This is a genomic window from Daejeonella sp. (assembly GCF_030684675.1).
In the GTDB taxonomy this organism is placed as follows: Bacteria; Bacteroidota; Bacteroidia; order Sphingobacteriales; family Sphingobacteriaceae; genus Daejeonella.
In genome coordinates, this window is the sequence record NZ_JAUXXZ010000060.1 from 1 (window position 1) to 23,667 (window position 23,667).

Below are 23,667 nucleotides of genomic sequence, written 5' to 3' on the forward strand. Positions count from 1 at the left end.
AAGACTATATCGATCTAAAAAGGAGTAGCGCACTAAGCCAAAAGGATCAGTACGCTACACAGACTGGTTCTTGACCGTCTTAAAGAACAAAGATAAAAATAATTTTATTTGGAAATCAACACAGAATCTCTACGGATTGTCAAATGATGAGGAGTCTCCTGACTCCTCATGGATAAATAAAACAATTATACTAATTCATTCCTATAAAAGTAATTCCGGAGGTACTTTTAAAATCTTAAAATTCCTGGCCTTACCTGTTTTTCATGCAAATAGATCATCCTAGATAGCATACCAGATCATATTAAAATTTAAATTATACTTAGCGAATGATTATGATCATTTTAATTGCAAACGAGTCTGAAGACTCTTGTACATTGAATAATCCGTAGAGCGCTTCGCTACGGACAGTTGAGGCAGCGTCTCTACCTTTAGATAAGCAAACACAGAATTTCTGTAAATTATTTGACTGTTAACATAATATCCTTAATTTAATCCTAAGATTTTGATATTAAGGATATTGACAATTATAAACAGCCAAAATTAAATACGATGCACAGAAGAAAGATGTTAAAAATGCTGTCCGCACTTCCGGTTGCGGGTATGTTGCCTCAGGGACTTGCAGCGATGGAGTCCGCAGATTCAGTCAACCCTGTTAAACCTATAACTGATCTTTCGGGCAGGACACTGAGCAATTCAGCTCAAAAATCACCGATTATCAATGCTTCTGAGCATGTTTGGTTGATGAATGATCCACGATTTCCGATCGATCCTGAAATCTCTACCTGTCCGGGTAGTAAACCTCCCCGCGATTATTCGGGCGAGCATCTGATTGAGGAGATGAATACCTATGGCATTGATAAAACAGTCATTTCTCATGTATGTTATTACGGCAGAAACAATGATTATACGATCCATTGCGTAAAAACCTGGCCTGATCGTTTTGCCGGATTCGGCCTGCTGTTCGGGAACCGTTTGTTCGCACCCAATGATCCTAAAAATCCGGAGCGGCTTGAAAAGCTCGTCAAAGAGGATGGACTCACCGGTTTACGTCTGAGCCCTATACAGGATCCACAAAGGGTTTGGATGAATGACCCGGGTTCATACCCCTGGTGGAAGAAAGCCGAGGAAATTGGGGCAACCTTCAATATCTTCCTTGCACCACAGCAAATTAGTCAGGTTGCTGACATGGCAGAGCGCTATCCGGGAGTGAAAATCGTAATCGACCATCTGGCGATGATGGATATTACAAAACCTGATTCGGAGGGGATTATTCCATTGTGTAATCTTGTGAAATTTCCGAATGTGTATATCCGTACATCCATGCACAATCCTTCCAAACAAAAACCGCCATACCGCGATGTTTGGCCTTACCTCAAACGGATTTATGATACTTTTGGACCTCAGCGGATGCTCTTTGCCAACTTTTTTGAATACCTGATCATGAAGGATATTATTCCGTTCTTCAGCGAAGAAGATAAGGCCTGGATTTTGGGTAAAACGGCGGAAGGGATTTATTTTAACCGGTCCTGATAGATTTTATGAATCAGGGAGATTATTCTCATTTTCAGAAATAATACTCAGCACCACATTGCCGATCTTTTGCCGGCTTTCAACGTATTGATAGGCCTCTCTTATCTCGTCCAAAAGATAAATCCGGTCGATAAGGGGTTTGAACAGCCCGCTTTCTGCAAGATTTTTCAGAAAAATCACATCCTCTTTATGAATATAGGGGATAGGGAAAAGAACCTTCTTGCCTCCGGATAAAAGGCCATACAAGGCCATCCAGATATTTTCGCCGTTTTTACCCAATTCGGTAGAAATATATACTCCGTTTTCCTTGAGCAGTTTTTTACAGGCTCCGAATGAGCTTTTTCCGACTGCATCGAAGATAAAATCATACCGCTGGGTGGTTTTTGTAAAATCTTCACGGGTGTAATCAATTACAAAATCGGCGCCTAATGAACGTACAAGATTCATATTAGGAGTATTGCAAACCGCTGTCACCTCAGTATCGAAATATTTCAGAAGCTGTACTGCCGCCGAGCCGATTGCGCCTGTGGCACCGTAAACCATGATTTTTTGTCCGGCTTCCACCTTGGCTGCCCTGATATTGCATAATGCATAATGCGAACCTTCTGTTAGTGTCGCAGCTTCTGCAAAACTCAGATTCTGAGGCATCAGAGTCATTGCATCCTGCTCATCCCTGATCAGGTACTCGGCATGCCCGCCGAAACGGGTATCATTGTAACCGAAAATCCGGTCCCCGGTTTGATAAGTAAGTACTAATTCCCCGACAGATTCAATTGTGCCCGAAAATTCACAACCCAATATTTGCTGTTTGGGCTTAAATAGTCCGCTAAAAAACCTACTGACGAAATATTCTGCACTTCTGAAACCACAATCGGTGCGGTTTACAGTGCTGGCATGAACTCTAATCAGAACCTCATTTTCCCTGGAGAAGGTTTATCGATTTCCAGGATATGAACCACTTCAGGCGGACCGTACTGGGTGTGGATTGCTGCTTTCATTTTCTGCCTAGTTATACCATAAATATAAGCTATCCGGCATTTATTTCAATAGTATCGCCCAAATACTTATCCTGTTAATTAAATGTGTTTTAGTATTTGAAAATGAAAGGCAGTCGTATTTTGCAGGGGTAGTCCGGCTTTGCACTGTAGCTTTGCCTTTAAGATTTTTTTATAACCAGAATGATTGTACTGGCAAAGGCTGCCGCTGCAATCCGGTTTAGGGAATTAAGGGCAGTGGTTAAAATTTAGTAAGTAAATTTACATCATATGAGATTTATTTTTGAACCTAAATCCAATCATAGCTGCATAAAATTACCAGTCTAAACCTGCCCTTTACCCACAAGTTTTATCTCGTATTATTCAGGCAACCAACCGACCCCGAAGTGGCAATATCATTATTTAAGGATTACGATCCTGACGAAAGTGATCCTGACGAAAGTCAGGATCTCCTCCATTATAAAAAAAATGCATTGTCATCCGATAGATATCGGATCTGGCGAAAGCCAGAACCCTTCCAGCCCTGATCAATCCCGACACCCGCCTTTAATCACATTCCCCATCAGGCCGGCAAACAGCTCCTTCCTGAACTTGTAAACCGGCAGCCGGATTATCCTGCTTCCATTCCCCAAACGATTTCTCCAGATTTTGGAGGAAAACAGGAGTCTCCTGAGCCCCCGAAACAGCGTATTTGCGGTTGAATACAAAAAACGGAACGCCACGAACGCCAAGCTGCTGACTTTCATAAATATCCATTCGTACATCCTCAGCATAACGGTCGCTTTCCAGAACTTTCCTGAGTTCAGTTTCATCCAGCCCGATGCTTTTGCCCAGATTGATCAAAATATTGATATCATCTGTATTTTTCCCTTCGGTAAAATATGCCTGGAACAAGCACTCCTCGGCTTCATCCTGTTTGTTTTTGCTCAATGCGAAATGGGAGAAACGATGTGCATTCATTGAATTTGCAACTACGGCCTTATCCAGTTCATAATGCAGTCCCTCAGCAGCAGCCATCTCAGTAACCTGCTTGTTGAGTTGTTCAGCACGGTCCATGCTCATGCCTTTGACTTCTGAAAGATACTGGTTTATGTTTTTTGAAGGATCGGTCTTTAGGTCCGGATTCAGCTGAAAACTTTTCCAGATTACTTCTATATTTTCTTTTCCAGGTAGCTTATCCAGTGCTTTTTCAAACCTGCGTTTTCCGATATAACAGAACGGACACATGACATCGCTCCAGATCTCTACTTTCATTTTTTCCGGATTCATAATTTTCCTTATTAAAAACGGTGTAAATGTATGGGATAAGGATTGAATGATTATCAAGCTAAATCCTTGATTTTAAAATATGACACGGGGAGTATAAAAATGAAAGATTTTGAATCCATGCTAAAGGGTTTTAGGCTCACAGATCATCCTATTTCAAATCTGAAATCAAGAATTTCCGGCAAAGCTTATTATTTTTTGTAATTCTCATTAAAACCTTTATTTTTAATTACTTATGAAAATAATCTGCTATGACCAGCAAATATGGATTTGTAAAATTCACTATTCAGGAGTTTGAAAATTGGATTAATTCCCTCACATTGGCACGTACAGTACTTCATATTCAACAACATCACACCTATAATCCGAATTATGCACTTTTTAAAGGAAACAACCATTTTGAGATGCAGCAGGGTATGAAAAACTATCATATAAATCAGAATGGATGGAGTGATATCGGACAGCATTTTACAACTTTTCCAGATGGGAGCATTGTTACAGGCAGAGCACTTAACCAATCACCTGCCTGTATTTTCGGACAGAATGCCAATTCTATCTGCATTGAGCATCTAGGTAATTTTGACTTGGGTAAGGATATTATGACTCCTGCCCACCGGGAAACAATTATACGTATGACAGCGAAGTTATGTGGCCGTTTTAATTTGCAGGTTAATATCAGCAGTATCGTTTATCATCACTGGTTCGACCTGAGTACAGGGCAGCGGAATGATGGGACAAAAAATAATAAGAGCTGTCCCGGGACTGGTTTTTTCGGTGGGAATAAAGTTCAGGATTGCCAGTCGAATTTTCTCCCTTTGATTTTAGGGCAGATTCCGGCACAACTGATCGTAATTCCGGAGCTTTTGAAATACGTTAGTGTGACGGCTTCAAAATTAAACATCCGTACAGGGGCTGATAGTTCAAAACGGAAGGTAAATGGGAAATTATCCGTTGGAACAGGGGTAGTCCTGAGGGTTTATGCTGAAGATAATGGCTGGTATAAGATATCAAGTAGTAAGGAGCATTGGGTCGCTGCACGCTATACCCTGCCTGTAACAAGAGCTCAGGTCTCTGTCACTACACTAAATGTGCGGAACGGGCCTGATAAAAGCTTTGAAAAGATTACTGCCTTAAATAAAGGCCAGGAAGTGTTTATTGCTGAGGAAAAGAATGGCTGGTGCAGGTTGAATATGGAGGATAAGTGGCTAAGTAAAAGCTTCCTGGTATTCAGCTAAGTCATTTTCCTTCCCGGGATTTTGCATCTTAAACCTGCAGTTTATATTTTTCTTTTTATAATTCGTTGACATTCAAGACCTTATTCCTATGAAGAAAATTTTATCTATTGATGGGGGCGGTATCCGCGGACTCATTCCCGGTCAGATTCTGATCGCACTGGAGAAGAAACTGCAGGAGAAAAGTAAAGACCCTATGGCTCGAATCGCTACTTATTTTGATTTTTTTGCCGGAACCAGTACGGGTGGAATATTGACCTGCCTATTGCTTTGCCCGGATGAACATGATCCTGAAAAGCCCAAGTTTAGCGCAGAAGAAGCGGTCGATCTTTATAAACGATATGGAGATAAAATTTTCAAGGTTTCTTTTTTGAGCAAACTCCTGAATTATAAGTCCCTGTTCAGTGAAAAGTATCCTGCAAACCATTTGGAGGAGGTTTTACTCACTTATTTTAGAGATAAACGGCTGAGTGAATTATTAAAGCCCTGCCTGATTACAGCTTACGACATTCAGGAAAGGAAAACTCATTTTTTTGCCAGTCATGATTATCCCAGAAAAGGTGATGGGGGTGATTTTTATCTGAAAGACGTTTGTCGGGCCACATCTGCAGCTCCAACTTATTTTGAGGCAGCGCTGGTTAAATCGATGAGTGGGGTGAGCTATCCGATGATCGATGGTGGGATATTTGCGAATAATCCATCCCTTTGTGCCTATTCAGAAGTAAGGAATTCTCAAGGTGACCCGAGTGCGAAAGATATGCTGATCCTTTCACTGGGAACCGGTGGAGAAAATAAATCTTATGCCTATGGTAAAGCAAAGGCATGGGGTGCCCTGGGCTGGATCAAACCTTCTATTGATATCATGATGTCGGGAGCAGCAGAATCTACCAACTACCATCTGGTCAGAATGTTTGATGTAACTGGAAGTAAGGCCAATTACTGCAGGATTCAACCCGAGCATCTCCGGAATGCAGTTCCGGAAATGGATAATGCGAGTCATCAGAATATGCAGGCGCTCATCGAACTGGGTATTAAAACAGCACAGGACCATTCCGATGAATTGGATTCCATAGTCGATCGGATCTATGAAGATAAAGATGCTGTAGTGTTTGAATAGGCATGTCTGTAGTATTAGCTCAAAAAGGTGATCCATCTAAAAAGAGCACAATAGCAATTTTTCAAGATATATAAAGCTTAATCCTGGCGGGGAAAATCATCTTAAAACATATCTTTAATTTATATTAATATCGAAATCAGGTAATTATATTTATCTCATGCAAACAGCTTACAAAATCATCAGCATGATCAATAATTTTTTTTTGACGGGTCTATTTTTTTATATCCTTTCCTTTTCCGCTTTCGCACAAAAGCCCCAAAATTTAAGTTATGAGGCAATTCCCGGGACTAAAGCCCGGAACATCATTTTCATTCTTTCGGATGATCACCGCTATGATTTTATGGGTTTTACCGGCACGGTTCCGGGCTTAAAAACCCCTAATCTGGATCGGATTGCAAATGAAGGGGCTCATTTTCAAAATGCATTTGTCAGCACAGCTCTTTGTTCACCAAGCAGGGCTTCTATTTTAACCGGACAGTACGCCCATACTCATACGGTAGTTGATAATCAGGCATCCGCACCCTCCTCCCTCATTTATTTTCCTCAATACCTGCAAAAGGCAGGTTATCAGACTTCCTTTTTTGGAAAATGGCATATGGGTGGTGGTGGTGCTAATCCGCGTCCCGGCTTTAACCGCTGGGTGAGTTTTGCCGGGCAGGGGGATTATTATAATCCCAAAATAAATGTGGACGGGAAAATGATTAATTATACAGATAGCAGCTATGTCACTGATGTGCTTACCAATTACACCCTCGACTGGCTGGATAAGCGCGATAAAAACAAACCATTTTTCGTTTATCTGTCGCACAAAGCAGTGCATGCTGATTTTTATCCGGCAAAAAGGGATAAAGGGAAATACAAGGATATCCGCATTCAATATCCAGTGTCTATGTTCTCAACTGCCGGCAAGGATAGCAAACGATTTAACCGTGGTGATCAGGCAGATTCAAGTGCATATATTTTTAACTATAAAGATATCCCGCAATGGGTGAGGGCACAGCGCTACAGTTGGCATGGAGTTGACTTTATGTATCACGGACAAACCGATTTCGATAAATTTTATGTGGATTATCTCGAAACCTTAATGGGAGTAGATAACAGCGTAGGCAGGGTGCTTGATTACCTGAAGGCCAATGGTTTGGATAAGGAAACCCTTGTTATTTACATGGGCGATAATGGTTTTTCATTTGGAGAACATGGACTGATCGACAAGCGTCATGCTTATGAAGAGTCGATGCGGGTACCTTTGCTCGCCCGCTCACCGGCACTGATCAAGCCTGGAACCAAGGTGAAGGAAATGGTGCTGAATGTGGATATTGCCCCAAGTATTTTGGAAATGGCAGGAGTTAAAAAGCCAAAACAAATGCAGGGGACTTCCTTCTTGCCATTAATGAAAGGGAGTGCTGTTCAGAACTGGAGGAAAGAAGTGTATTATGAATATTACTGGGAAAATCCTTTTCCGCAAACACCCACACAATATGCCGTTCGAACCGATCGCTATAAATTTATCCGTAGCCAGGGAGTTTGGGACATTGATCAGTTGTATGATCTTCAGCAGGATCCATACGAGCTCAATAATTTAATCCGCAAGCCCGAATTACAGGACCTGGCAAAGGATCTGAACAAAAAGCTTTGGGACTGGCTTTCAGATACCCAGGGTTTGTATATTCCTTTGAAACCAATCGGTGATAAGAAGTTTGATCATATTTATAAGGGGACTTGGTGATAAAGCGATAATAATATTGTGGTAAATATTCGCTGAATGACATGTATTTTTTTAGTATTGGGATGATCCTAAATTCGTGATGATCGCTTGCACCAAAAGGCACCTATAATGATACCACTAAGATTCCGGCGAAGGCCGTATTCTCCCTATTCCACCCCTCGGATTGTCATTCAGCGAAAGCTGGAACCTTCTAGTTCTCATGAAATTCCATTTCAAGCTTTCCCTGGACATAAGTGAATCAATTAATCAGATAATTTTCCTGGTAGGCGATTATTAGTGCCAACTTTCTTCTGCAGGTCATCACCCAGATCTTCCCTTGCTTGATCGGCAAGTGATTTTAGTTCTTTAACGATTTCTGGAAAATATGCTTGTACATCATAGCGTTCACCGGGATCTCTGCGAAGGTCGTAAAGTGCCTCTTTCATTGTCACATTTTCTGGTGCCGCACCTGGAAAGCCGTCAACACCTGGTGCCTGATCGAGATATGAACGGGAAGGGTGCTCGAAAACGAGTTTCCAATTATCACGACGAACAGCCTCCAAAGAATTTTTGCGGTAGTAATACAAAAAGTTTTTTCTTGGCTTTGCCAGCAGATCACCTTTTAAGATCACCCCGAGGTCAATACCATCGATCTTTTTGTCGGGAAGCGAAGTCCCTGCAATTTTAGCAATGGTAGGAAGCAGATCAATTGTTGAAGCTAACTGGTTAGATACTAATCCGCCGGGAATTGTACCCTTCCACCTTATAATACATGGAACTCTTTGTCCGCCTTCGAATGAAGTGCCCTTACCTTCTCTCAATCCGGCAGTATTCCCGGCATGGCTTCCAAAATTTAACCAGGGGCCATTATCGCTGGTGAAAATAATCATGGTTTTTTTCTCTAGTCCTTCTTTTTTTAGGGCATCCATGATCCTTCCAACGTTATGGTCAACCTCCTGAATCACATCTCCATACAAACCCTGCTTGCTTTTACCCCTGAATGCTGCCGAAGCATTGATTGGAACATGGGGCATAGGATGCGGAATGTAAGCAAAGAACGATTTCTTTTTATTCCTGCGGATAAAACTAATGGCCTCATCTGTCAGCCTGCTGGTTAAGAGGGCCTGATCTTCAAGTGTCCTGATGGTGTCAACCGGCACAGAATTCCGGATCAATGGAAGAGGAGGGAAACGATACTTATTGGTTCCGGCTTTTGCAGGCAGACCATCAAAATTAACCGGCCACATATCATTGGAATAAGGAATGCCCAGGTATTCATCAAAGCCCTGATTCAGAGGCAGAAACTCTGGAGAATCGCCAAGATGCCATTTGCCGAATATTCCGGTTACATATTTTTTTTGTTTGAGGAGGTCTGCAATAGTCATTTCCTCTTTGGCTAAACCGATAGGTGAAGCCGGAAATAAAGCTCCTGAGATGCCGACACGGTTGGGATAGCAGCCGGTAAGTATTGCTGCCCGTGAAGCACTGCAAACGGCCTGTGCCGATAGGAAATTAGTAAATCGAATGCCTTCAGAGGCTAACTGGTCAATATTAGGGGTATGTATATCAAGAGCTCCATAACAGGAAAGATCACCATAACCCATGTCGTCCATGAATATCAAAATGATATTGGGACCAGCAGGTGCTGCATTTTTGACTGTTGTACTGGATTGATTCAGTGTGAATATTAACAAGGCGATTAACGCGATTTTTATTTTTCTGATCATGGTGTTATTGGTGTCTAGCAGGATTGAATATAAAATTAATATTCGGTTTGAGAAATAGTACTCAAGAAGAATATTTTTCCAATTAATAACAATCCCGCTTTCAGCTTTTTCCTTTCAGCTTTTCTTTTGGTCCAAAGGACTCCTTCGGAGAGAAGGGTTGGGGGGAGGCCTGCAATTTGTCTGAACTATGATTTTTGTGATTAGGGTGTTTCTAATGATTAGGAATAGTACTTAAGAATAAAGGATGCATTAAACTCAAATTCCCGGGTATCTGTATCGTCCTAAATAATCGTGTTCATTTACCTCAAATTTTTCTTAGAAGAAAATTCTTTTCCACCACCCCCTTTTATTCCCCCGCCAGCGGGGGATACTGGTCGCCTATACAAAACGCTAAAAAATCATTTCTAATTAACCCGAATACCATAGGCATCATGTCTCCCCCTCTTTTGGTCCAAAGGACTCCTTCGGAGAGGGGGTGGGGGGAGGCTCAAAATATCTTATTCAATAAAATTTGTTTCATTCTATTTATTTCTGATATTGAACTTACCAATCAGTTTGGAATTCAGGTGCTTTACGATTGCCTGAAGATGTTGGAATTTATTAATGAATCCAACGAATTTTCAGGTAATCAGCCGAAAATTGAAATAGATTTTATGTTAAATTAGAGATCAAATACTATTAAAATAGTGTAAATTTCCACTGAGGATTAAATCATTTTAGAATATTTTTATTGTTTAAGAACTATATAGCTAGTTGAAACCAACAGATACCAAAAATCCGGAATACTTCCACAAAGTTGTGGACTGTCAATATGCCTGCCCCGCACATACTCCGGTACCTGAATACATCAGGTTGATCTCAGCAGGAAAATATACTGAGGCATATATGATCAATTGGGAATCGAATGTATTCCCCGGGGTACTCGGGCGAACCTGCGATCGTCCTTGCGAACCCGCATGCCGCCGTGGCAGAATTGAAGAAGAACCTGTTGCAATTTGCCGGCTAAAGCGGGTAGCTGCGGATAATAAGGACGATGTCAGGGCATTTATGCCCGGTGTTCCTTCAGAAATGAATGGAAAGCGAATAGCCTTGATTGGTGGCGGACCTGCATCCCTAACCGTAGCGCGTGATCTTGCCCCTTTGGGATACGAGATTCACCTCTACGATGAACATGCCGCTGGAGGTGGAATGATGCGCAGCCAGATTCCTTCCTTCAGATTACCCGACGATGTATTGAACGAAGAAGTCGGGTATATTCTTGATATGGGCATCCATACACATTTCAATACCTATGTATCCAGCATGAACGAAATTCTTGAAAAGGGATACGATGCGGTATTTGTAGGTACAGGTGCTCCGAGAGGTCGCGATTTGGTTCTTCCGGGACGCGAAGAAGCAGGTAAAAACGTACATGTCGGAATAGAATGGCTTGCAAGCGTAGCTTTCGAGCATACTCATAAAATTGGTAAAAAAGTGATCGTACTAGGTGGTGGAAATACTGCGATGGATTGCTGCCGTACTTCCCGCCGTCTTGGTGGTGAAGAGGTTAAAGTTGTGGTTCGGAGTCCTTTTGCCGAGATGAAAGCTTCCCCATGGGAAATTGAGGATGCAATGCATGAAGATATTCCGATCCTTGAAAACCATGTACCTAAAACCTATGTGATCGAAAATGGCAAACTGGTCGGAATGACCTTTGAAAAAGTAAAGGCCGTTTATGATGAGCATGGCAAACGGACTCTGGTTCCTTCAGGAGAGCCGGAAGTATTTATTGAAGCGGATGATGTGCTGGTTGCTGTGGGTCAGCAGAACAGTTTCCCATGGATAGAAAAGGATACGGGTGTTGATTTTGATCAGTGGGGTATGCCCTTAGTTGATGCATTAACTCATCAGTCTACCAATCAGCGCGTTTTCTTTGGTGGTGATGCGGCTTTTGGACCAAAAAATGTAATCACTGCTGTTGCCCATGGACATCAGGCAGCGATTTCCATTGACCTGCATTGCAGTGGAGAAGCACTTACCGCACGCCCGGCACCATTTACTAACCTTGTCTCTAAGAAAATGGGGATCCATGAGTGGAGTTATGATAATGATGTAGTTAATGACCAGCGTTTTATAGTTCCTCAGGCTGAAAAGAAAGCCGCTTTATCTGATCGTAAACTGGAAGTTGAACTGGGTTTTGATATTCAGACCGCAATCAAAGAAGCTCATCGCTGTCTGAATTGCGATGTGCAAACTGTATTTGAAAAAGATAAATGTATCGAATGCGATGCATGCGTTGATATTTGTCCGACTGCCTGTATCACTTTTACTTTAAATGGGGAAGAAGATGATTTACGGACACGACTCAAAGCTCCGGCTTTAAATATAACTCAGGACCTTTATGTATCCGATACACTCCCTACCCAAAGGGTGATGGTAAAAGATGAAGACGTTTGCCTGCACTGCGGCTTGTGTGCTGAGCGTTGCCCAACATCTGCATGGGATATGCAGCAATATTTATATAAAGTTACCAAAGCAGGTTAAGAGATGCCTAATTCAAAAGTTAATGATTTTGTCATTCGTTTTGCAAATGTTAATGGTACGGGTTCTGCTAGCGCAAATTATCTGTTTGCAAAGGCTATTTTCCGGATGGGAATCCCCGTAACACCTAAAAATATATTTCCGTCAAATATACAGGGACTTCCAACCTGGTATGATGTCAGAGTGAGTGAAAAGGGATATTTAGGTCGCCGGGAAGGTGTAGATCTGATGGTTTGTGTGAACCCCCAAAGTATGCCTGATGATGTGCTTTCAGTCAAAAGTGGGGGATACTTTATCTACGATTGTACCAAAGCCCTGAATCCGGCATTGATCCGGCCAGATGTGACTTATATCGGCCTTCCGCTGATGGAAATGTGTCTTCGTGAATTCACTGATCCGCGGCAGCGTCAATTGTTTAAGAATATCATCTATGTGGGGGCACTTTCTGCCTTACTTGATATCGAATTTTCAGTACTGGAACAATTACTTGCTGAGCAGTTTGTAGGCAAGGAGAAGCTGGTTGCGATGAATATCAAAGCAATGAATCTGGGTATTGAGTATATTCATAGTAATTATGCCTATCCTTTGGATATTCGTTTGGAAAGACGCGATCTAGTTGGCGACAAGATTTTGATTGATGGCAATTCAGCCTGCGGACTTGGTGCCGTTTATGGCGGTGCAACGGTCGTCGCCTGGTATCCGATTACGCCATCAACCTCGGTGGTGGAGGCTTTTGAGAGCTATGCTAAAAAATTACGGGTCGATAAGGAAACAGGGAAACGCAATTACGCGATCGTACAGGCAGAAGATGAACTTGCCGCAATCGGTATGGTTATAGGTGCAAACTGGAATGGCGCGCGTTCATTTACGGCTACCAGCGGTCCGGGACTATCTTTGATGAATGAATTCCTCGGACTCGCTTATTTCGCAGAAATTCCAACTGTGCTGATCGATGTTCAGCGTACCGGTCCCTCTACAGGGATGCCAACAAGGACCCAGCAATCTGATATTTTATTGGCGGCCTATGCTTCGCATGGCGATACGAAACAGGTTTTGGTATTCCCATCAACCCCGAAGGAATGTTTCGAAATGACAGCTGAAGCTCTTGATCTTGCAGAATCTTTGCAAACGCCAATCATCATGATGACCGACCTCGATCTGGGAATGAACGATCACATGTCCGAACCTTTTCAGTGGGATGATGCCCGAAAATACGATCGCGGTAAAGTGCTCAATGCGAGCCAGTTAGAAGAGTTGCCGCGTTTTGGACGTTATCTCGATGTGGATGGCGACGGAATTACGTACCGCACAATTCCGGGGACGCATCCAACCAAAGGCTCCTTCTTTACACGTGGTACTTCGAGGGATGAATACGCTGCCTATACCGAGGATGGACGTGTTTATGCCCGCAATATGGATCGCCTGCTGAAGAAATGGAATACAGCAAAAGATATTGTACCTGCTCCATACCTTTATCAAAAGGAGAGTAAGAGTCCTTATGGTTTAATTTTCTTCGGAACTTCGACCTATTCAGCAGAAGAGGCAATGGACACTATGGCTGTAAGCGGACTTAATTTTGATGCGATGAGGCTGAGGGCATTTCCGTTTAATCAAACGGTAGAAGATTTTATTCATACACACGAAAAGGTATTTATTATTGAGCAGAACCGCGATGGGCAAATGCGCAGTCTGCTGATCAATGAGCTCAATGTAAGTCCTCAGAAAATGATCCCGGTTCTCAATTTTGATGGGATGCCGATCACAGCGCATGCGATCATCAGCCTGATCGACAAAAATTTATCTCCCACACTTAATGGTTCAACCAGTAAAATTCTGTCATGACATATATACGCCCTAAATTCCGCCATCCTGATCTTCCAAAAAATGATCTAGGATATACTACAAGGGAATATGAAGGTTCTCTTTCAACCTTATGTGCCGGCTGCGGACATGACTCGATCAGCGGAAGTATTCTTCAGGCTTGTTTTGAGTTATCGATTCCTCCACACCGGATTGCGAAATTATCAGGTATAGGTTGCTCTTCAAAGACGCCAAACTATTTTCTGGGAAATTCGCATGGATTTAACTCGGTACACGGAAGAATGCCTTCGGTAGCTACCGGCGCCAATATGGCAAACCGTGATCTGATTTATATGGGTGTTTCTGGAGATGGGGATACGGCTTCAATTGGTATGGGCCAGTTTGTGCATGTGATCCGCCGTAATCTGAACATGGTTTATATTGTGATGAACAATGGCTGCTATGGATTGACTAAAGGTCAGGATTCGGCTACAGCAGATGCGGGGTCAAAAAGCAAAGCGGGTTCTGTGAATCCATTCCAGCCCATTGATCTTGCCGGACTTGCGCTTGAACTCGGTGCAAGTTTTGTAGCCCAAAGTTTTTCGGGAGATAAGGAACAATTGGTTCCGCTGATTAAAGCGGCGGTAAGTCACCCGGGATTTGCATTTATCAATGTAATTTCACCATGTGTAACGTTCAATAATAATCCCGGATCCACAAAATCATATGATTACGTACGTGAGCATATCGAAGCGACTGGTAAAACCGACCTTGTTCCTGAGAAATCTGAGATATTGGCTAGCTATGAATCAGGCACCGGGACTGAGGTGATGTTGCATGACGGCACCTTTATCAAATTGGAGAAGCTGGCTGCGAACCGTGATCCTTTTAACAGGATGGATGCGATGAATGCCCTACGGAATGCACGGAACCGGAATGAGATCCTGACCGGCCTGTTATACATCGAAACCGAAACCGAAGATTTGCATCATACCATCAACTCAACTGATAGGCCTTTAAATACCCTTGATGAGGCAGATCTCTGCCCGGGCTCGGCAGTTTTGGCTGAGATCAATGAGGATTTGAGATAGAAATATATATTCCTGAGGGAAATCCTTCATTTTTTATAGATTTGAGGCTATAACAGGGAAATTAGCTCAGCTGGTTTAGAGCACTACCTCGACAAGGTAGGGGTCGCTGGTTCGAACCCAGTATTTCCCACGGATAAGGTCTTAGATATGTCTAAGGCCTTTTTTTGTGAATTGTGACAGAGAGTAGTTTTTAGGGTGAAACAACAAAATAGTTTAGAATTTAAGAAAATTATTAAAATTATGGCAGGAGAAGCAAAGGACACAAACTGGCCTTTACCCAAGTTTTACTTTAAAGTATTTGTAGGGTCACAGGATAGTGCCGTTTCATTTCAGGAAGTAAGCGGATTGGAAACAGAAACACAAATTTTAGAATACCGTCATGGTGATAGCAAAGCATTTTCGGCAATTAAAATGCCCGGAATTGCCAAAGTTGGAAACGTTACCTTGAAAAAGGGAATCTTTACGAAGGATAATAGTTTTTTCAAATGGTACAGTGCCATTAATATGAATACAATCAAGAGAAAAACCGTTACTATTCAGTTATTAGACCAACAGGGAAGCCCGACGATGACCTGGACCTTAACTAATGCATGGCCGACAAAAATTACCGGAACCGACTTAAAATCAGATGCAAATGAAGTAGCAGTAGAGTCTGTGGAATTGGCCCACGAGGGATTAATCATTGTAAATGCATAGTGCTTTATGAGTATTTATTATCCACCTGTTTCTTTCTGCTTTTCCGTGTCTATAACTGGTGAAACAGGGTCAAAAGAGGCTTCTTTCAAAGAAGTTTCAGGAATAGCTATGGAAAAGCATACAGAGGAAATTGTTGAAGGTGGCTTAAACGATTTTAGACACCCTGTTCCCAGCACTGCAAAATACTCTAATTTAGTATTAATAAAAGGTTTGCTTGCTAAAGATTCCCCTCTTGCACAATGGTGTATTGCTACTTTAGAAGGAGGATTGAATAATGCGATAAGGACTAACAATATTGTAGTAAGTCTTTTGAATGAAAATGCTGAACCCATTAGAACATGGAGGTTTGCAAATGCCTGGCCAGTAAAATGGGATGTAGATGATTTTAATTCAATGAATGATGAATTAATTATCGAAACCATGGAATTTGCTTACTCTTATGTTCAATAGATTTTTTGTTTCATAAATTAGAAATTACAGGGCAAGCAATAAATTCGCATCTGATTAAAATTATTAAGCAACTTAAAATAAGCTTATGCACATAAAAGTTAAATTCTGTTTAATAATTCTTTCAGTTTTCTTGATTTCCTGTAACAATCAAAATAAAGAAAGTGAATTGCATAGTTCTGAACATAATGAAATCATTAGTAAGGGAAAACAAGAACCAATAATTGAGGAAATGATAATTGACAAGTCTAATATCATTGATCAATTACAAGGAAAGTGGAAGGAGAATGAATATCCATATCGTACGGTAGAATTTCTTAATTCAACGGTTAAATTCTTAGAGGAAGGCACTCAAAACAAACCAAAATTTGAAAAATTTGAACTTTCAGAAGACTGCCAGTTTGATAATAATAATATCAGAGATCTTAAATCAGGAGATGTGATTTTAAGTCTGCCAGAAAATAAAAGATGTGAGAAATTGAAGGTTTCTAATGATACACTTATCCTTAGTGGATTTTCAACAAATACTAAGGAGGATTATAAGATTAGATATCTAAAATTAAAATTTTGAAAATTATTTCCCTGCAGTCCGTGTTATCACCGAACCACATTCTCCTATCATAACTACACAGGTGCGCAAACTGTTTTGCTCAAAATTTCGATTTGGTTTTGGATATCTTGCTGACAATGAGCATATTTAATATGGAATAATCAATAAGCCAAGATTCCGGCAGATTTGCCAGGATATGGATTTAATCGTCCAGTTAAATAATAGGTTGTCACAGGCACAAATGCAGATATTAATTTAAATTCCAAAGCATGAAGTTAAATCCTCTTCAAAAGTTAAAAGATGGCGACTTATGTAAAGTTGTTGGTGGTACTCATGTCAATAAAACTGGTATTGTTAGAGATATTCACACGAGTAAAACCGGTTACATAACAATTACTGTTGTACAAAACAACGGGCTTAGGTTTAAAACTCTTGCAAAAAATATCATTATTCTATAAAGCTGGGATGAATAAATAGATAGGAAAATCAGAAAACTACTGCTCTTTAGAGGCTTGATTTCCCTGCGGTAGGTGTTGTCACCGAACCGCTTTTCATTCGTCCAATGTTCCACCGAATTTTCATTATTGGATAAGCAGAATCACATGCGACACGTCTGGGCAATCTTTAACTTATCTTAATATTTTCTTTGGGCTTTGGATATCTTTCTGACAATAAGCATATTTAACCGAGGTTTTTATAGGAACTTACAATAATCAGGAAGTCAAATTTGATTAACAAATAAAATGACAAAACCAGAAATAGCCACCGCATTTTCAAACGGTGCGTTTGATAAAACAAACGATTTCATTGCCGATGATGCAATTTGGGAAGTAGTGGAAGAAGATAAATTCATAGGGAAAAATGCGATTGTTGACAATTGCAATCAGGTGGGGCAATATTTTAAATCTGTTACGACAAATTTTAAAACGCTGAATGTGATTTCAGAGAATAACAAGGTTGTTGTAACTGGAACAGCCGAATTTATAAGGAATGGTAAACGAATTTCTTTTGTATCGGCTTGTGATTTATATGAGTTCAACGATTCTAATCAGATTCAAAAAATTACATCTTATTGTATCCAGGCGAAATAGAAGTTTAAGCTCTTATCGAAATTATTATACACCCCGGTTGTCGTATAATTCAAAACAAAATGAAAGCAGAGTTAATTCAAACATTGCATCCACAAGCCGGCAAAACGAACAAGAGGATTTCTTTAGAGAAATACAATTTTATACGGGATCATCTTTTAAGCATTTTAGCCAAACTTGAACCCACACATACCGAGCTGATGGAAGAGTTATATCAGCGGGTAAAGGATAATTTTGATGGGGGAGTTCAGTGGTATGGAGAAACTGTAAAACTTGATCTGGAAGCAAGGAATTTAATTGCAAGAACTCTAACAAAACCCGAAAGGTATTTTTTGAAAGAAAAAATTGATCAATGAGCGGCCATGAAATGGATACACTTTGTCCGGCAAACCGGTCGGACTGGAGAAAATGGTTGCTGGAAAATCATCGATCCAGACAATCAGTATGGTTGATTTATTATAAAATTAAGTCGGGTAAACCTACCCTAAAGTATGATGATGCGGTGGATGAAGCCCTTTGTTTTGGTTGGATAGACAGCAAGGCTAAACCGATTGATGATGAAAGGTTTATGCAGTTTTTTAGCAAACGAAAAGCTAAAAGTGTTTGGTCAAAAATTAACAAGGAGAAAGTCGGGCGCTTAATAGCAGAAGGACTAATGACCGATGCTGGTCTTGAATGCATTGAGATTGCAAAACAAAACGGTTTCTGGTCGATTTTAGATACAGCTGAATCTCTCGAAATTCCAGATGATTTGGAAGTAGGATTTGAAAAAACTCCTGATTCGAAGGATTATTTTCTCGGTCTGAGCAGATCAGATAAACGAAATATTTTACAATGGTTGGTTTTGGCAAAGAGAATGGAAACCAGACAAAAACGAATTTTTGAAATTGTTGAATTAGCCGGGCAAAGGCAAAAACCTAAACAATTCAGGTAACTTTATTAAGTTATTCTTCAAAGCCAGTTAATTTATTGATCAGTAATACGCGTCAGAATTAAATTTTGTATTTTGTTATAAATTTAGAGCGTATGAACAAAGAATATTCTAATGGTGAAATCATCATCAAATGGCAACCCAAACTTTGCCAGCACGTTGGTATTTGTGTAAAATCTTTACCACAAGTCTATAAACCAAAAGAATCCCCCTGGATTACGATTGGGAATGCCTCAACAGAAGAGTTAAAAGCCCAGGTGGATAGGTGTCCATCGGGGGCGTTGACTTATACTTTAGTCAAGTAAAGGGTATCAGAACTACAACAAAATAGCAGATATATAATATTTAACAATCAAACAATTATAGCTATGGCAGCACAAGCTAAAAACCCATTTACCTGGGTAGAAATTTACGTAGATGATATGGGCAGGGCCCAGAAATTTTACGAATCACTTTTACAAATCAAACGAATTGCCGATGCCTGATAGTGTAGGCGAAATGCAAATGCTTAGCTTCCCCTGGGCAGAAAATGAAAGGAATATAAGCGGAGCCTTGGTTAAAATGGAAAATATGGGTCCGGGTGCAGGTGGCACGATGGTTTATTTTGCCTCTGAAGATTGTTCAATAGAAGAAGGCAGGACAGAAGCAGCTGGAGGAAAAGTTTTACAGCCAAAAATGTCCCTTGGTGAACACGGATTTTGCTCAGTCCTGATGGATACAGAAGGTAACACCATAGGATTGCATTCTATGCATTAAAATCCTCTCAATAGCGAAATGATTACTTTATCCAAAAGGTATGAACCCTGAAATTAATACCTTCAATCAAAAGCTAAGTCTGGAAGAAAGGGAAATATGCAGTTTGCTAGCCACGACAATAGATGTTGAGCTGTCTGATGCAGAAAGTAAAATCTGGCATGCCCACCCGGTGTGGTTTTTAGATGGGAATCCAATTGTCGGTTACAGCAAACAAAAACCGGGGATCCGTTTAATGTTCTGGAGCGGCGCTGATTTCGATGAGGATGGACTAAACCTAATAGGTAAAAAATTTAAGGATGCTTCTTTATTCTATAATCATGTTTCCGATATTGAAATCAATAATTTGAAGCGTTGGCTTCAGAAATCAATAGTAATTCAATGGGATTATAAAAATATTGTCAAACGCAAAGGACATTTGGAACGGTTAATTTAAATCCAGGCATAATGAAAAGGGATAAAATCATAATTCAGGCCATTGTTTCGGCGGATATTGAAAAAATTTGGAGCTATTACACCCGGCCAGAACATATTACAAAATGGAACTTTGCCAGCGATGACTGGCAATGTCCTCATGCTTCAAATGATATGCAGGTAGGCGGGAAATACCTCGCAAGAATGGAAGCAAAAGATGGAAGTTTTGGCTTTGACTTTGAAGCTGTTTATCATCAAATAATTGTTGGTGAAAGATTCAGCTACACCATGCCCGACGGAAGGGAAGTACAAGTAACTTTTAATGATGTTGATGGTAAAACAGAAGTCAGCATAAGCTTTGATGCTGAAACAGAAAATTCCATTGAGCTCCAACGGCAGGGCTGGCAGGCCATACTTGGTAATTTCAAAAAGTATACTGAGAGGAATTGATATTTGTCTGGTCGTTACTCCTGTCTTTAGCAGGCCATAATTTATCAGTATAATGAAGGGGATGTCATGCTGAGCATTTTATATTGTCTCGCAAAGACGCAGAGACGCGAAGGATATGGTATAAATTAATCATCCTGAAATCTGTATTTTTTTGCGTCTTTGCGTCTTAGCGAGAGCTTAAACAAGCCATTATACAACCTATTTATAATCCCGTTTACCTACACGATCAATCCAAACACAATTTTTTATCAATTCCTATTGATAGAGTGTTTTGTGTTGTTATATTTAGACTCAGTATCCGGTCATGTCCGGAGCAATACTCCGGATGAAAGAATCTTCAGAAAATCAAAGCGCATTAAAATCAGGTCAGGCACGTGTAGCAGCCACCGGCTTTCTAAGTCTGTTTTCCCTGATCGGGATCATGTTTTACGGACTGACCTTCTTTTATGATTTCTGGGTTCAGGAGTTTGGATGGACACGCGCGACCGTTACTTCGGGAAATGCATTTGCTAAAATTCTGGTCGGATTATTCGGATTTGTGGTGGGTTACCTGATCGATCGCTTCGGACCGAGGAAAATGATGCTGGCCGGTATTCTGATGGCCGGTGGAGCAGTTATCGGTTTGGGATTGATGACTTCCCTCTGGCAGTTTTATGTGTTTTATATATTCAGTGCTTTGGGTTATATGTGCGGCGGACCATTGCCTAATCAGGTCTTAACCTCACGTTGGTTTGATAAAGCCCGCGGTAAGGCGATGGGCTTTGCTTATCTGGGAATCGGAATCGGAGGGATGCTAGCACCCCAGATCGCCAAAGCTTTGAATGTGGAATTCGGATACCGCCATGCCCTGGTAATCCTGGGTGTGACGATGATCGTTTTGTCATTTCCAATGGCCTGGTTTGTTAAAGATAATCCACCTCAAACCGGAGATTCTGCCGCAACCGATAAGCCTGAAGAACCTAAGCGGGATATTAAAGCCATCTTAAAAACAAGAGCATTTTATCTATTGCTTATTGGAAGTATGTGTTCTATAGGAGCAGTAAGTGCAACCAGTCAAAATTTGAAACTATTCTTTAGTCTGGATCTAAAATATTCACAAACCCAGGCTGCAAATGTGCTTTCCTTAATCCTTGCTGCCAGTATTTTCGGGCGCTTATTTATGGGCTGGCTTGCCGATAAAATTGAAAAAAAATATGTCATGCTGCTGATCTATTGCCTGGTTGCCTCTGCGATTCCACTGCTTTATTTTGCGACAACCCCTGGAGTAATTTATGTATTTGCTATTGTTTTCGGAATAGGCCTGGGAGGTGATTATATGATTATCCCATTAATGGCAGCCGAATTGTTTGGCGTTAAAGTTATGGGCAGGGTTATGGGTATTGTCTTAACCGGTGACGGTCTTGCCGAAGCAATCATGCCCTGGATGGTAGGATGGATCAGGGATATCAGCGGAAGTTATGCTAATGGCTTCTCTGTTCTGATTGTTTTAGCCGTGGTCGGAATTATTACCGTCATCCTTACACCGAAGCGAATGCCCGCGAATTAATTAGACTTACGAAATCACCTGGGCGAGCGGAAAGTTGATTTCGTCAGTCGCTCAAACAAGATGCGACTGACGAATTTATTTTGCATAACGCCTAAGCAAATTCGTAACCAGATAGCTATCGAGTCTGAACTTCCCCGACTTAAATCACCTTAAAGAGCGGAAAGTAAATTCGTAACCCGATAGCTATAGGTCTTATTTATCCGATTTCTGTACCCCAACCTGTTCCGCCAGTCTTCTCACTTCCCGGATAATCACTTCTTCAATATCCGAAGCCCAGGGCGTAGTAAATATTGGTGAACGACTTCCTTCATATCCACCCTCTTTCCACACGGTGCTGGTTGGAATGTAAGCCATCACATCATTACTATACCCAAAAACAAATATATTCTGTCCGTAAATTTTCTTCAGTTCATTGGCATATCCTACCAGTACTTCGCCGCCCATGGTAATAAGAGGCTGTTCACCAAGCTTCCATACCTGCACAGGATAAGGATAAGAAGTCATCAGTTTTTCCCCTTTTTCAAGCTTTGAAAGTAGCACTTTTGCACTGGCTTTAAGATAATCGGGTGTTTTGGAGGTATCACTCATCAGTCCTTTCAGTTCCTCTTTTGTCGGACTCGTCTTCTCAAATTTAAGGTCAATCTCTGAATAGGAAAGAGTCAGTTCAGATGAAAGGGCCTTCATTTCTTCTTTTAAAACCCGGTCGACGGAGGCCGCCAGTGTTTCACCATATTGCACGGCCAGTGCCACGGTCCTTCGTGGCAGCGGATTTTGATCCGCTCCTGCTCCCTGAAAGAATAATGCCGTTGCTCCCGGATACTTTTTCTCGAGTTCTATCTGCGCAAAACCTGCATAATCCCCTGACCACTCATAGGTGCCGAGAACAGTATTATGGCAGGCATAGCCGAAGGCAATGGCCATGATCTTCCCTTTTGCATTAACTACTTTAATAACGGGTACTGCAAAATCATTCGGTCCTTTTAGTTCAGTTTGAAGAGCCAGATTGTTTTCATTATTATTTCTTCTGTTTACCTGGAAGCGGCTGATCCCATTTTCGGAGTAAAGTGTCGCAGCTTGCAGGTTTTTCAATGCCTCGCCGACTAAATTAACCAGCTGATCTTCCAACTTTTTTGCATAACGGTCGATCTTGTCTAATTCCTTTTTCTCCAGTGTGAAAATATGTGGTGCAGATTGAGTCTCCGGTCCGGTATGGGTATGCGAAGCATTGATCAGAATCTGGGATCTTGTTAATCCGAATTGTTTTTCAATTCTGTCCCTCACGGGTTCAGAGATTACTTTACGGATAGCAACCAGATCTAATGAGATCATGACCGCCCGTTTCCCACCTGCATCTTCCAGAATCAGTGCTTTTGCCCACAAGTCTGTCAGTTTTCCTTCCGAAGGCTTATTGCGGAACGCATACCCAGCCATCCACATGTGCTCTTCGGGTGTGATCTTCACCCTGGCCACCCCCGCTTTCCATGCAGTGCTGGTTTTAATTTGCTTATCTGAAGCATTAGAAGCAAAACCAGACAGGATTATAATTGAAAGAACAATGGAGAATGAGATCAGGTTTTTCATTTTTGAACGTTTTTTACAGCTGATTAAATATAAGATTTTTGGTACTTGAATGATGATTTATTGTAATTCAGCTTAAGATTCCAATGTACTGTCCGTAGTTTAAGCGCAGCGTCTCCTATGTTTACAAAGCTTTAAATTTATGAAATTAAAGTGAGAAGGAATGAGAGCACATTAGCGTCTAAATAACTCAGGAAGTATATTGTCGTAGAGAAATAGCCTCATTCCTTT

The 23,667-nt window shown here is 41.1% G+C and carries 24 protein-coding genes and 1 tRNA gene; 21 read left to right on the forward strand and 4 right to left on the reverse strand.

Annotated features, from left to right (window positions below):
- Positions 1 to 549: 549 nt before the first annotated feature.
- Positions 550 to 1,530 carry an amidohydrolase gene (locus tag Q8M41_RS13270; RefSeq protein WP_305365764.1) on the forward strand — a complete coding sequence of 327 codons (981 nt, stop codon included), beginning with the start codon at positions 550 to 552 and terminating at the stop codon, positions 1,528 to 1,530.
- 6 nt (positions 1,531 to 1,536) lie between these two features.
- Here Q8M41_RS13270 and Q8M41_RS13275 read toward each other — a convergent pair whose 3' ends face one another.
- Together Q8M41_RS13275 and Q8M41_RS13280 are read right to left on the reverse strand one after the other, a co-directional pair.
- Complete coding sequence (locus tag Q8M41_RS13275; RefSeq protein WP_370870507.1) at positions 1,537 to 2,439, reverse strand: NAD(P)-dependent alcohol dehydrogenase; 903 nt, start codon at positions 2,437 to 2,439, stop codon at positions 1,537 to 1,539.
- Between the two features lie 632 nt (positions 2,440 to 3,071).
- Complete coding sequence (locus Q8M41_RS13280; RefSeq protein WP_305365765.1) at positions 3,072 to 3,794, reverse strand: DsbA family protein; 723 nt, start codon at positions 3,792 to 3,794, stop codon at positions 3,072 to 3,074.
- Between the two features lie 248 nt (positions 3,795 to 4,042).
- Between Q8M41_RS13280 and Q8M41_RS13285 the strand changes: the two genes are divergently transcribed.
- The 3 genes from Q8M41_RS13285 (at position 4,043) to Q8M41_RS13295 (ending at position 7,866) form a co-directional block, all read left to right on the forward strand.
- Positions 4,043 to 5,026 carry an SH3 domain-containing protein gene (locus Q8M41_RS13285; RefSeq protein WP_305365766.1) on the forward strand — a complete coding sequence of 328 codons (984 nt, stop codon included), beginning with the start codon at positions 4,043 to 4,045 and terminating at the stop codon, positions 5,024 to 5,026.
- A gap of 88 nt (positions 5,027 to 5,114) precedes the next feature.
- The gene (locus tag Q8M41_RS13290) at positions 5,115 to 6,140 is read left to right on the forward strand and encodes a patatin-like phospholipase family protein (protein WP_305365767.1); all 1,026 of its coding nucleotides are present in this window, start codon (positions 5,115 to 5,117) and stop codon (positions 6,138 to 6,140) included.
- Positions 6,141 to 6,297: 157 nt separating this feature from the next.
- On the forward strand, positions 6,298 to 7,866 hold the full coding sequence (locus Q8M41_RS13295) for a sulfatase (RefSeq protein ID WP_305365768.1): 1,569 nt from the start codon (positions 6,298 to 6,300) through the stop codon (positions 7,864 to 7,866).
- 242 nt (positions 7,867 to 8,108) lie between these two features.
- Here the strand turns inward: Q8M41_RS13295 and Q8M41_RS13300 are convergent, their stop codons facing one another.
- Positions 8,109 to 9,572 carry a sulfatase gene (locus Q8M41_RS13300; protein WP_305365769.1) on the reverse strand — a complete coding sequence of 488 codons (1,464 nt, stop codon included), beginning with the start codon at positions 9,570 to 9,572 and terminating at the stop codon, positions 8,109 to 8,111.
- 753 nt (positions 9,573 to 10,325) lie between these two features.
- Here Q8M41_RS13300 and Q8M41_RS13305 point away from each other — a divergent pair.
- The 17 genes from Q8M41_RS13305 to Q8M41_RS13380 all read left to right on the forward strand — a co-directional run bounded on the left by Q8M41_RS13305 (position 10,326) and on the right by Q8M41_RS13380 (position 21,858).
- A complete protein-coding gene (locus Q8M41_RS13305; RefSeq protein ID WP_305365770.1) occupies positions 10,326 to 12,095 on the forward strand; it encodes an FAD-dependent oxidoreductase in 1,770 nt (589 codons plus the stop codon).
- 3 nt (positions 12,096 to 12,098) lie between these two features.
- Positions 12,099 to 13,934, forward strand: coding sequence for a 2-oxoacid:acceptor oxidoreductase subunit alpha (locus Q8M41_RS13310; RefSeq protein ID WP_305365771.1), 1,836 nt, complete (start codon positions 12,099 to 12,101; stop codon positions 13,932 to 13,934).
- Entirely contained in the window at positions 13,931 to 14,983 is a 1,053-nt protein-coding gene (locus Q8M41_RS13315; RefSeq protein ID WP_305365772.1) for a 2-oxoacid:ferredoxin oxidoreductase subunit beta, read from the forward strand. The genes Q8M41_RS13310 and Q8M41_RS13315 overlap by 4 nt, the downstream gene beginning before the upstream one ends.
- 55 nt (positions 14,984 to 15,038) lie before the next feature.
- Positions 15,039 to 15,113, forward strand: a tRNA-Val gene (locus tag Q8M41_RS13320).
- A gap of 110 nt (positions 15,114 to 15,223) precedes the next feature.
- On the forward strand, positions 15,224 to 15,679 hold the full coding sequence (locus tag Q8M41_RS13325) for a phage tail protein (protein ID WP_305365773.1): 456 nt from the start codon (positions 15,224 to 15,226) through the stop codon (positions 15,677 to 15,679).
- A 6-nt stretch (positions 15,680 to 15,685) separates the two neighbouring features.
- Positions 15,686 to 16,129 (forward strand): phage tail protein, encoded by a 444-nt coding sequence (locus tag Q8M41_RS13330; RefSeq protein ID WP_305365774.1) that lies wholly within the window; start codon positions 15,686 to 15,688, stop codon positions 16,127 to 16,129.
- Positions 16,130 to 16,214: 85 nt separating this feature from the next.
- Complete coding sequence (locus Q8M41_RS13335) at positions 16,215 to 16,697, forward strand: hypothetical protein (RefSeq protein ID WP_305365775.1); 483 nt, start codon at positions 16,215 to 16,217, stop codon at positions 16,695 to 16,697.
- A 248-nt stretch (positions 16,698 to 16,945) separates the two neighbouring features.
- Complete coding sequence (locus Q8M41_RS13340; protein WP_305365776.1) at positions 16,946 to 17,134, forward strand: KOW motif-containing protein; 189 nt, start codon at positions 16,946 to 16,948, stop codon at positions 17,132 to 17,134.
- Between the two features lie 285 nt (positions 17,135 to 17,419).
- Positions 17,420 to 17,767, forward strand: coding sequence for a nuclear transport factor 2 family protein (locus Q8M41_RS13345; protein WP_305365777.1), 348 nt, complete (start codon positions 17,420 to 17,422; stop codon positions 17,765 to 17,767).
- A gap of 59 nt (positions 17,768 to 17,826) precedes the next feature.
- On the forward strand, positions 17,827 to 18,120 hold the full coding sequence (locus tag Q8M41_RS13350) for a hypothetical protein (RefSeq protein ID WP_305365778.1): 294 nt from the start codon (positions 17,827 to 17,829) through the stop codon (positions 18,118 to 18,120).
- Complete coding sequence (locus Q8M41_RS13355) at positions 18,117 to 18,698, forward strand: YdeI family protein (protein WP_305365779.1); 582 nt, start codon at positions 18,117 to 18,119, stop codon at positions 18,696 to 18,698. Before Q8M41_RS13350 ends, Q8M41_RS13355 begins: the two co-directional genes overlap by 4 nt.
- A gap of 92 nt (positions 18,699 to 18,790) precedes the next feature.
- A complete protein-coding gene (locus Q8M41_RS13360; RefSeq protein ID WP_305365780.1) occupies positions 18,791 to 19,000 on the forward strand; it encodes a (4Fe-4S)-binding protein in 210 nt (69 codons plus the stop codon).
- 63 nt (positions 19,001 to 19,063) lie between these two features.
- On the forward strand, positions 19,064 to 19,180 hold the full coding sequence (locus Q8M41_RS18230) for a VOC family protein (RefSeq protein WP_370870505.1): 117 nt from the start codon (positions 19,064 to 19,066) through the stop codon (positions 19,178 to 19,180).
- On the forward strand, positions 19,173 to 19,451 hold the full coding sequence (locus tag Q8M41_RS13365; RefSeq protein ID WP_305365781.1) for a VOC family protein: 279 nt from the start codon (positions 19,173 to 19,175) through the stop codon (positions 19,449 to 19,451). The genes Q8M41_RS18230 and Q8M41_RS13365 overlap by 8 nt, the downstream gene beginning before the upstream one ends.
- Before the next feature lie 40 nt (positions 19,452 to 19,491).
- Positions 19,492 to 19,884: a DUF1801 domain-containing protein gene (locus tag Q8M41_RS13370; RefSeq protein ID WP_305365782.1), complete on the forward strand. Its 393-nt coding sequence runs from the start codon at positions 19,492 to 19,494 to the stop codon at positions 19,882 to 19,884.
- A gap of 11 nt (positions 19,885 to 19,895) precedes the next feature.
- Positions 19,896 to 20,312 carry an SRPBCC family protein gene (locus Q8M41_RS13375; protein ID WP_305365783.1) on the forward strand — a complete coding sequence of 139 codons (417 nt, stop codon included), beginning with the start codon at positions 19,896 to 19,898 and terminating at the stop codon, positions 20,310 to 20,312.
- A gap of 325 nt (positions 20,313 to 20,637) precedes the next feature.
- A complete protein-coding gene (locus Q8M41_RS13380) occupies positions 20,638 to 21,858 on the forward strand; it encodes an MFS transporter (RefSeq protein WP_305365784.1) in 1,221 nt (406 codons plus the stop codon).
- Between the two features lie 192 nt (positions 21,859 to 22,050).
- On the opposite strand, the gene Q8M41_RS13385 is transcribed toward Q8M41_RS13380, so the two are convergent.
- Positions 22,051 to 23,439, reverse strand: coding sequence for a neutral/alkaline non-lysosomal ceramidase N-terminal domain-containing protein (locus Q8M41_RS13385; protein ID WP_305365785.1), 1,389 nt, complete (start codon positions 23,437 to 23,439; stop codon positions 22,051 to 22,053).
- Positions 23,440 to 23,667 lie beyond the last annotated feature (228 nt).

What these genes read in the sequence shown, in the direction of transcription:
- Q8M41_RS13270 (WP_305365764.1), top strand. Translation starts at nt 550, where the DNA reads ATGCACAGAAGAAAGATGTTAAAAATGCTGTCCGCACTTCCGGTTGCG.
- Q8M41_RS13280 (WP_305365765.1), bottom strand. Translation starts at nt 3,794, where the DNA reads ATGAATCCGGAAAAAATGAAAGTAGAGATCTGGAGCGATGTCATGTGT.
- Q8M41_RS13285 (WP_305365766.1), top strand. Translation starts at nt 4,043, where the DNA reads ATGACCAGCAAATATGGATTTGTAAAATTCACTATTCAGGAGTTTGAA.
- Q8M41_RS13290 (WP_305365767.1), top strand. Translation starts at nt 5,115, where the DNA reads ATGAAGAAAATTTTATCTATTGATGGGGGCGGTATCCGCGGACTCATT.
- Q8M41_RS13295 (WP_305365768.1), top strand. Translation starts at nt 6,298, where the DNA reads ATGCAAACAGCTTACAAAATCATCAGCATGATCAATAATTTTTTTTTG.
- Q8M41_RS13300 (WP_305365769.1), bottom strand. Translation starts at nt 9,572, where the DNA reads ATGATCAGAAAAATAAAAATCGCGTTAATCGCCTTGTTAATATTCACA.
- Q8M41_RS13310 (WP_305365771.1), top strand. Translation starts at nt 12,099, where the DNA reads ATGCCTAATTCAAAAGTTAATGATTTTGTCATTCGTTTTGCAAATGTT.
- Q8M41_RS13315 (WP_305365772.1), top strand. Translation starts at nt 13,931, where the DNA reads ATGACATATATACGCCCTAAATTCCGCCATCCTGATCTTCCAAAAAAT.
- Q8M41_RS13325 (WP_305365773.1), top strand. Translation starts at nt 15,224, where the DNA reads ATGGCAGGAGAAGCAAAGGACACAAACTGGCCTTTACCCAAGTTTTAC.
- Q8M41_RS13330 (WP_305365774.1), top strand. Translation starts at nt 15,686, where the DNA reads ATGAGTATTTATTATCCACCTGTTTCTTTCTGCTTTTCCGTGTCTATA.
- Q8M41_RS13335 (WP_305365775.1), top strand. Translation starts at nt 16,215, where the DNA reads ATGCACATAAAAGTTAAATTCTGTTTAATAATTCTTTCAGTTTTCTTG.
- Q8M41_RS13340 (WP_305365776.1), top strand. Translation starts at nt 16,946, where the DNA reads ATGAAGTTAAATCCTCTTCAAAAGTTAAAAGATGGCGACTTATGTAAA.
- Q8M41_RS13345 (WP_305365777.1), top strand. Translation starts at nt 17,420, where the DNA reads ATGACAAAACCAGAAATAGCCACCGCATTTTCAAACGGTGCGTTTGAT.
- Q8M41_RS13350 (WP_305365778.1), top strand. Translation starts at nt 17,827, where the DNA reads ATGAAAGCAGAGTTAATTCAAACATTGCATCCACAAGCCGGCAAAACG.
- Q8M41_RS13355 (WP_305365779.1), top strand. Translation starts at nt 18,117, where the DNA reads ATGAGCGGCCATGAAATGGATACACTTTGTCCGGCAAACCGGTCGGAC.
- Q8M41_RS13360 (WP_305365780.1), top strand. Translation starts at nt 18,791, where the DNA reads ATGAACAAAGAATATTCTAATGGTGAAATCATCATCAAATGGCAACCC.
- Q8M41_RS18230 (WP_370870505.1), top strand. Translation starts at nt 19,064, where the DNA reads ATGGCAGCACAAGCTAAAAACCCATTTACCTGGGTAGAAATTTACGTA.
- Q8M41_RS13365 (WP_305365781.1), top strand. Translation starts at nt 19,173, where the DNA reads ATGCCTGATAGTGTAGGCGAAATGCAAATGCTTAGCTTCCCCTGGGCA.
- Q8M41_RS13370 (WP_305365782.1), top strand. Translation starts at nt 19,492, where the DNA reads ATGAACCCTGAAATTAATACCTTCAATCAAAAGCTAAGTCTGGAAGAA.
- Q8M41_RS13375 (WP_305365783.1), top strand. Translation starts at nt 19,896, where the DNA reads ATGAAAAGGGATAAAATCATAATTCAGGCCATTGTTTCGGCGGATATT.
- Q8M41_RS13380 (WP_305365784.1), top strand. Translation starts at nt 20,638, where the DNA reads ATGAAAGAATCTTCAGAAAATCAAAGCGCATTAAAATCAGGTCAGGCA.
- Q8M41_RS13385 (WP_305365785.1), bottom strand. Translation starts at nt 23,439, where the DNA reads ATGAAAAACCTGATCTCATTCTCCATTGTTCTTTCAATTATAATCCTG.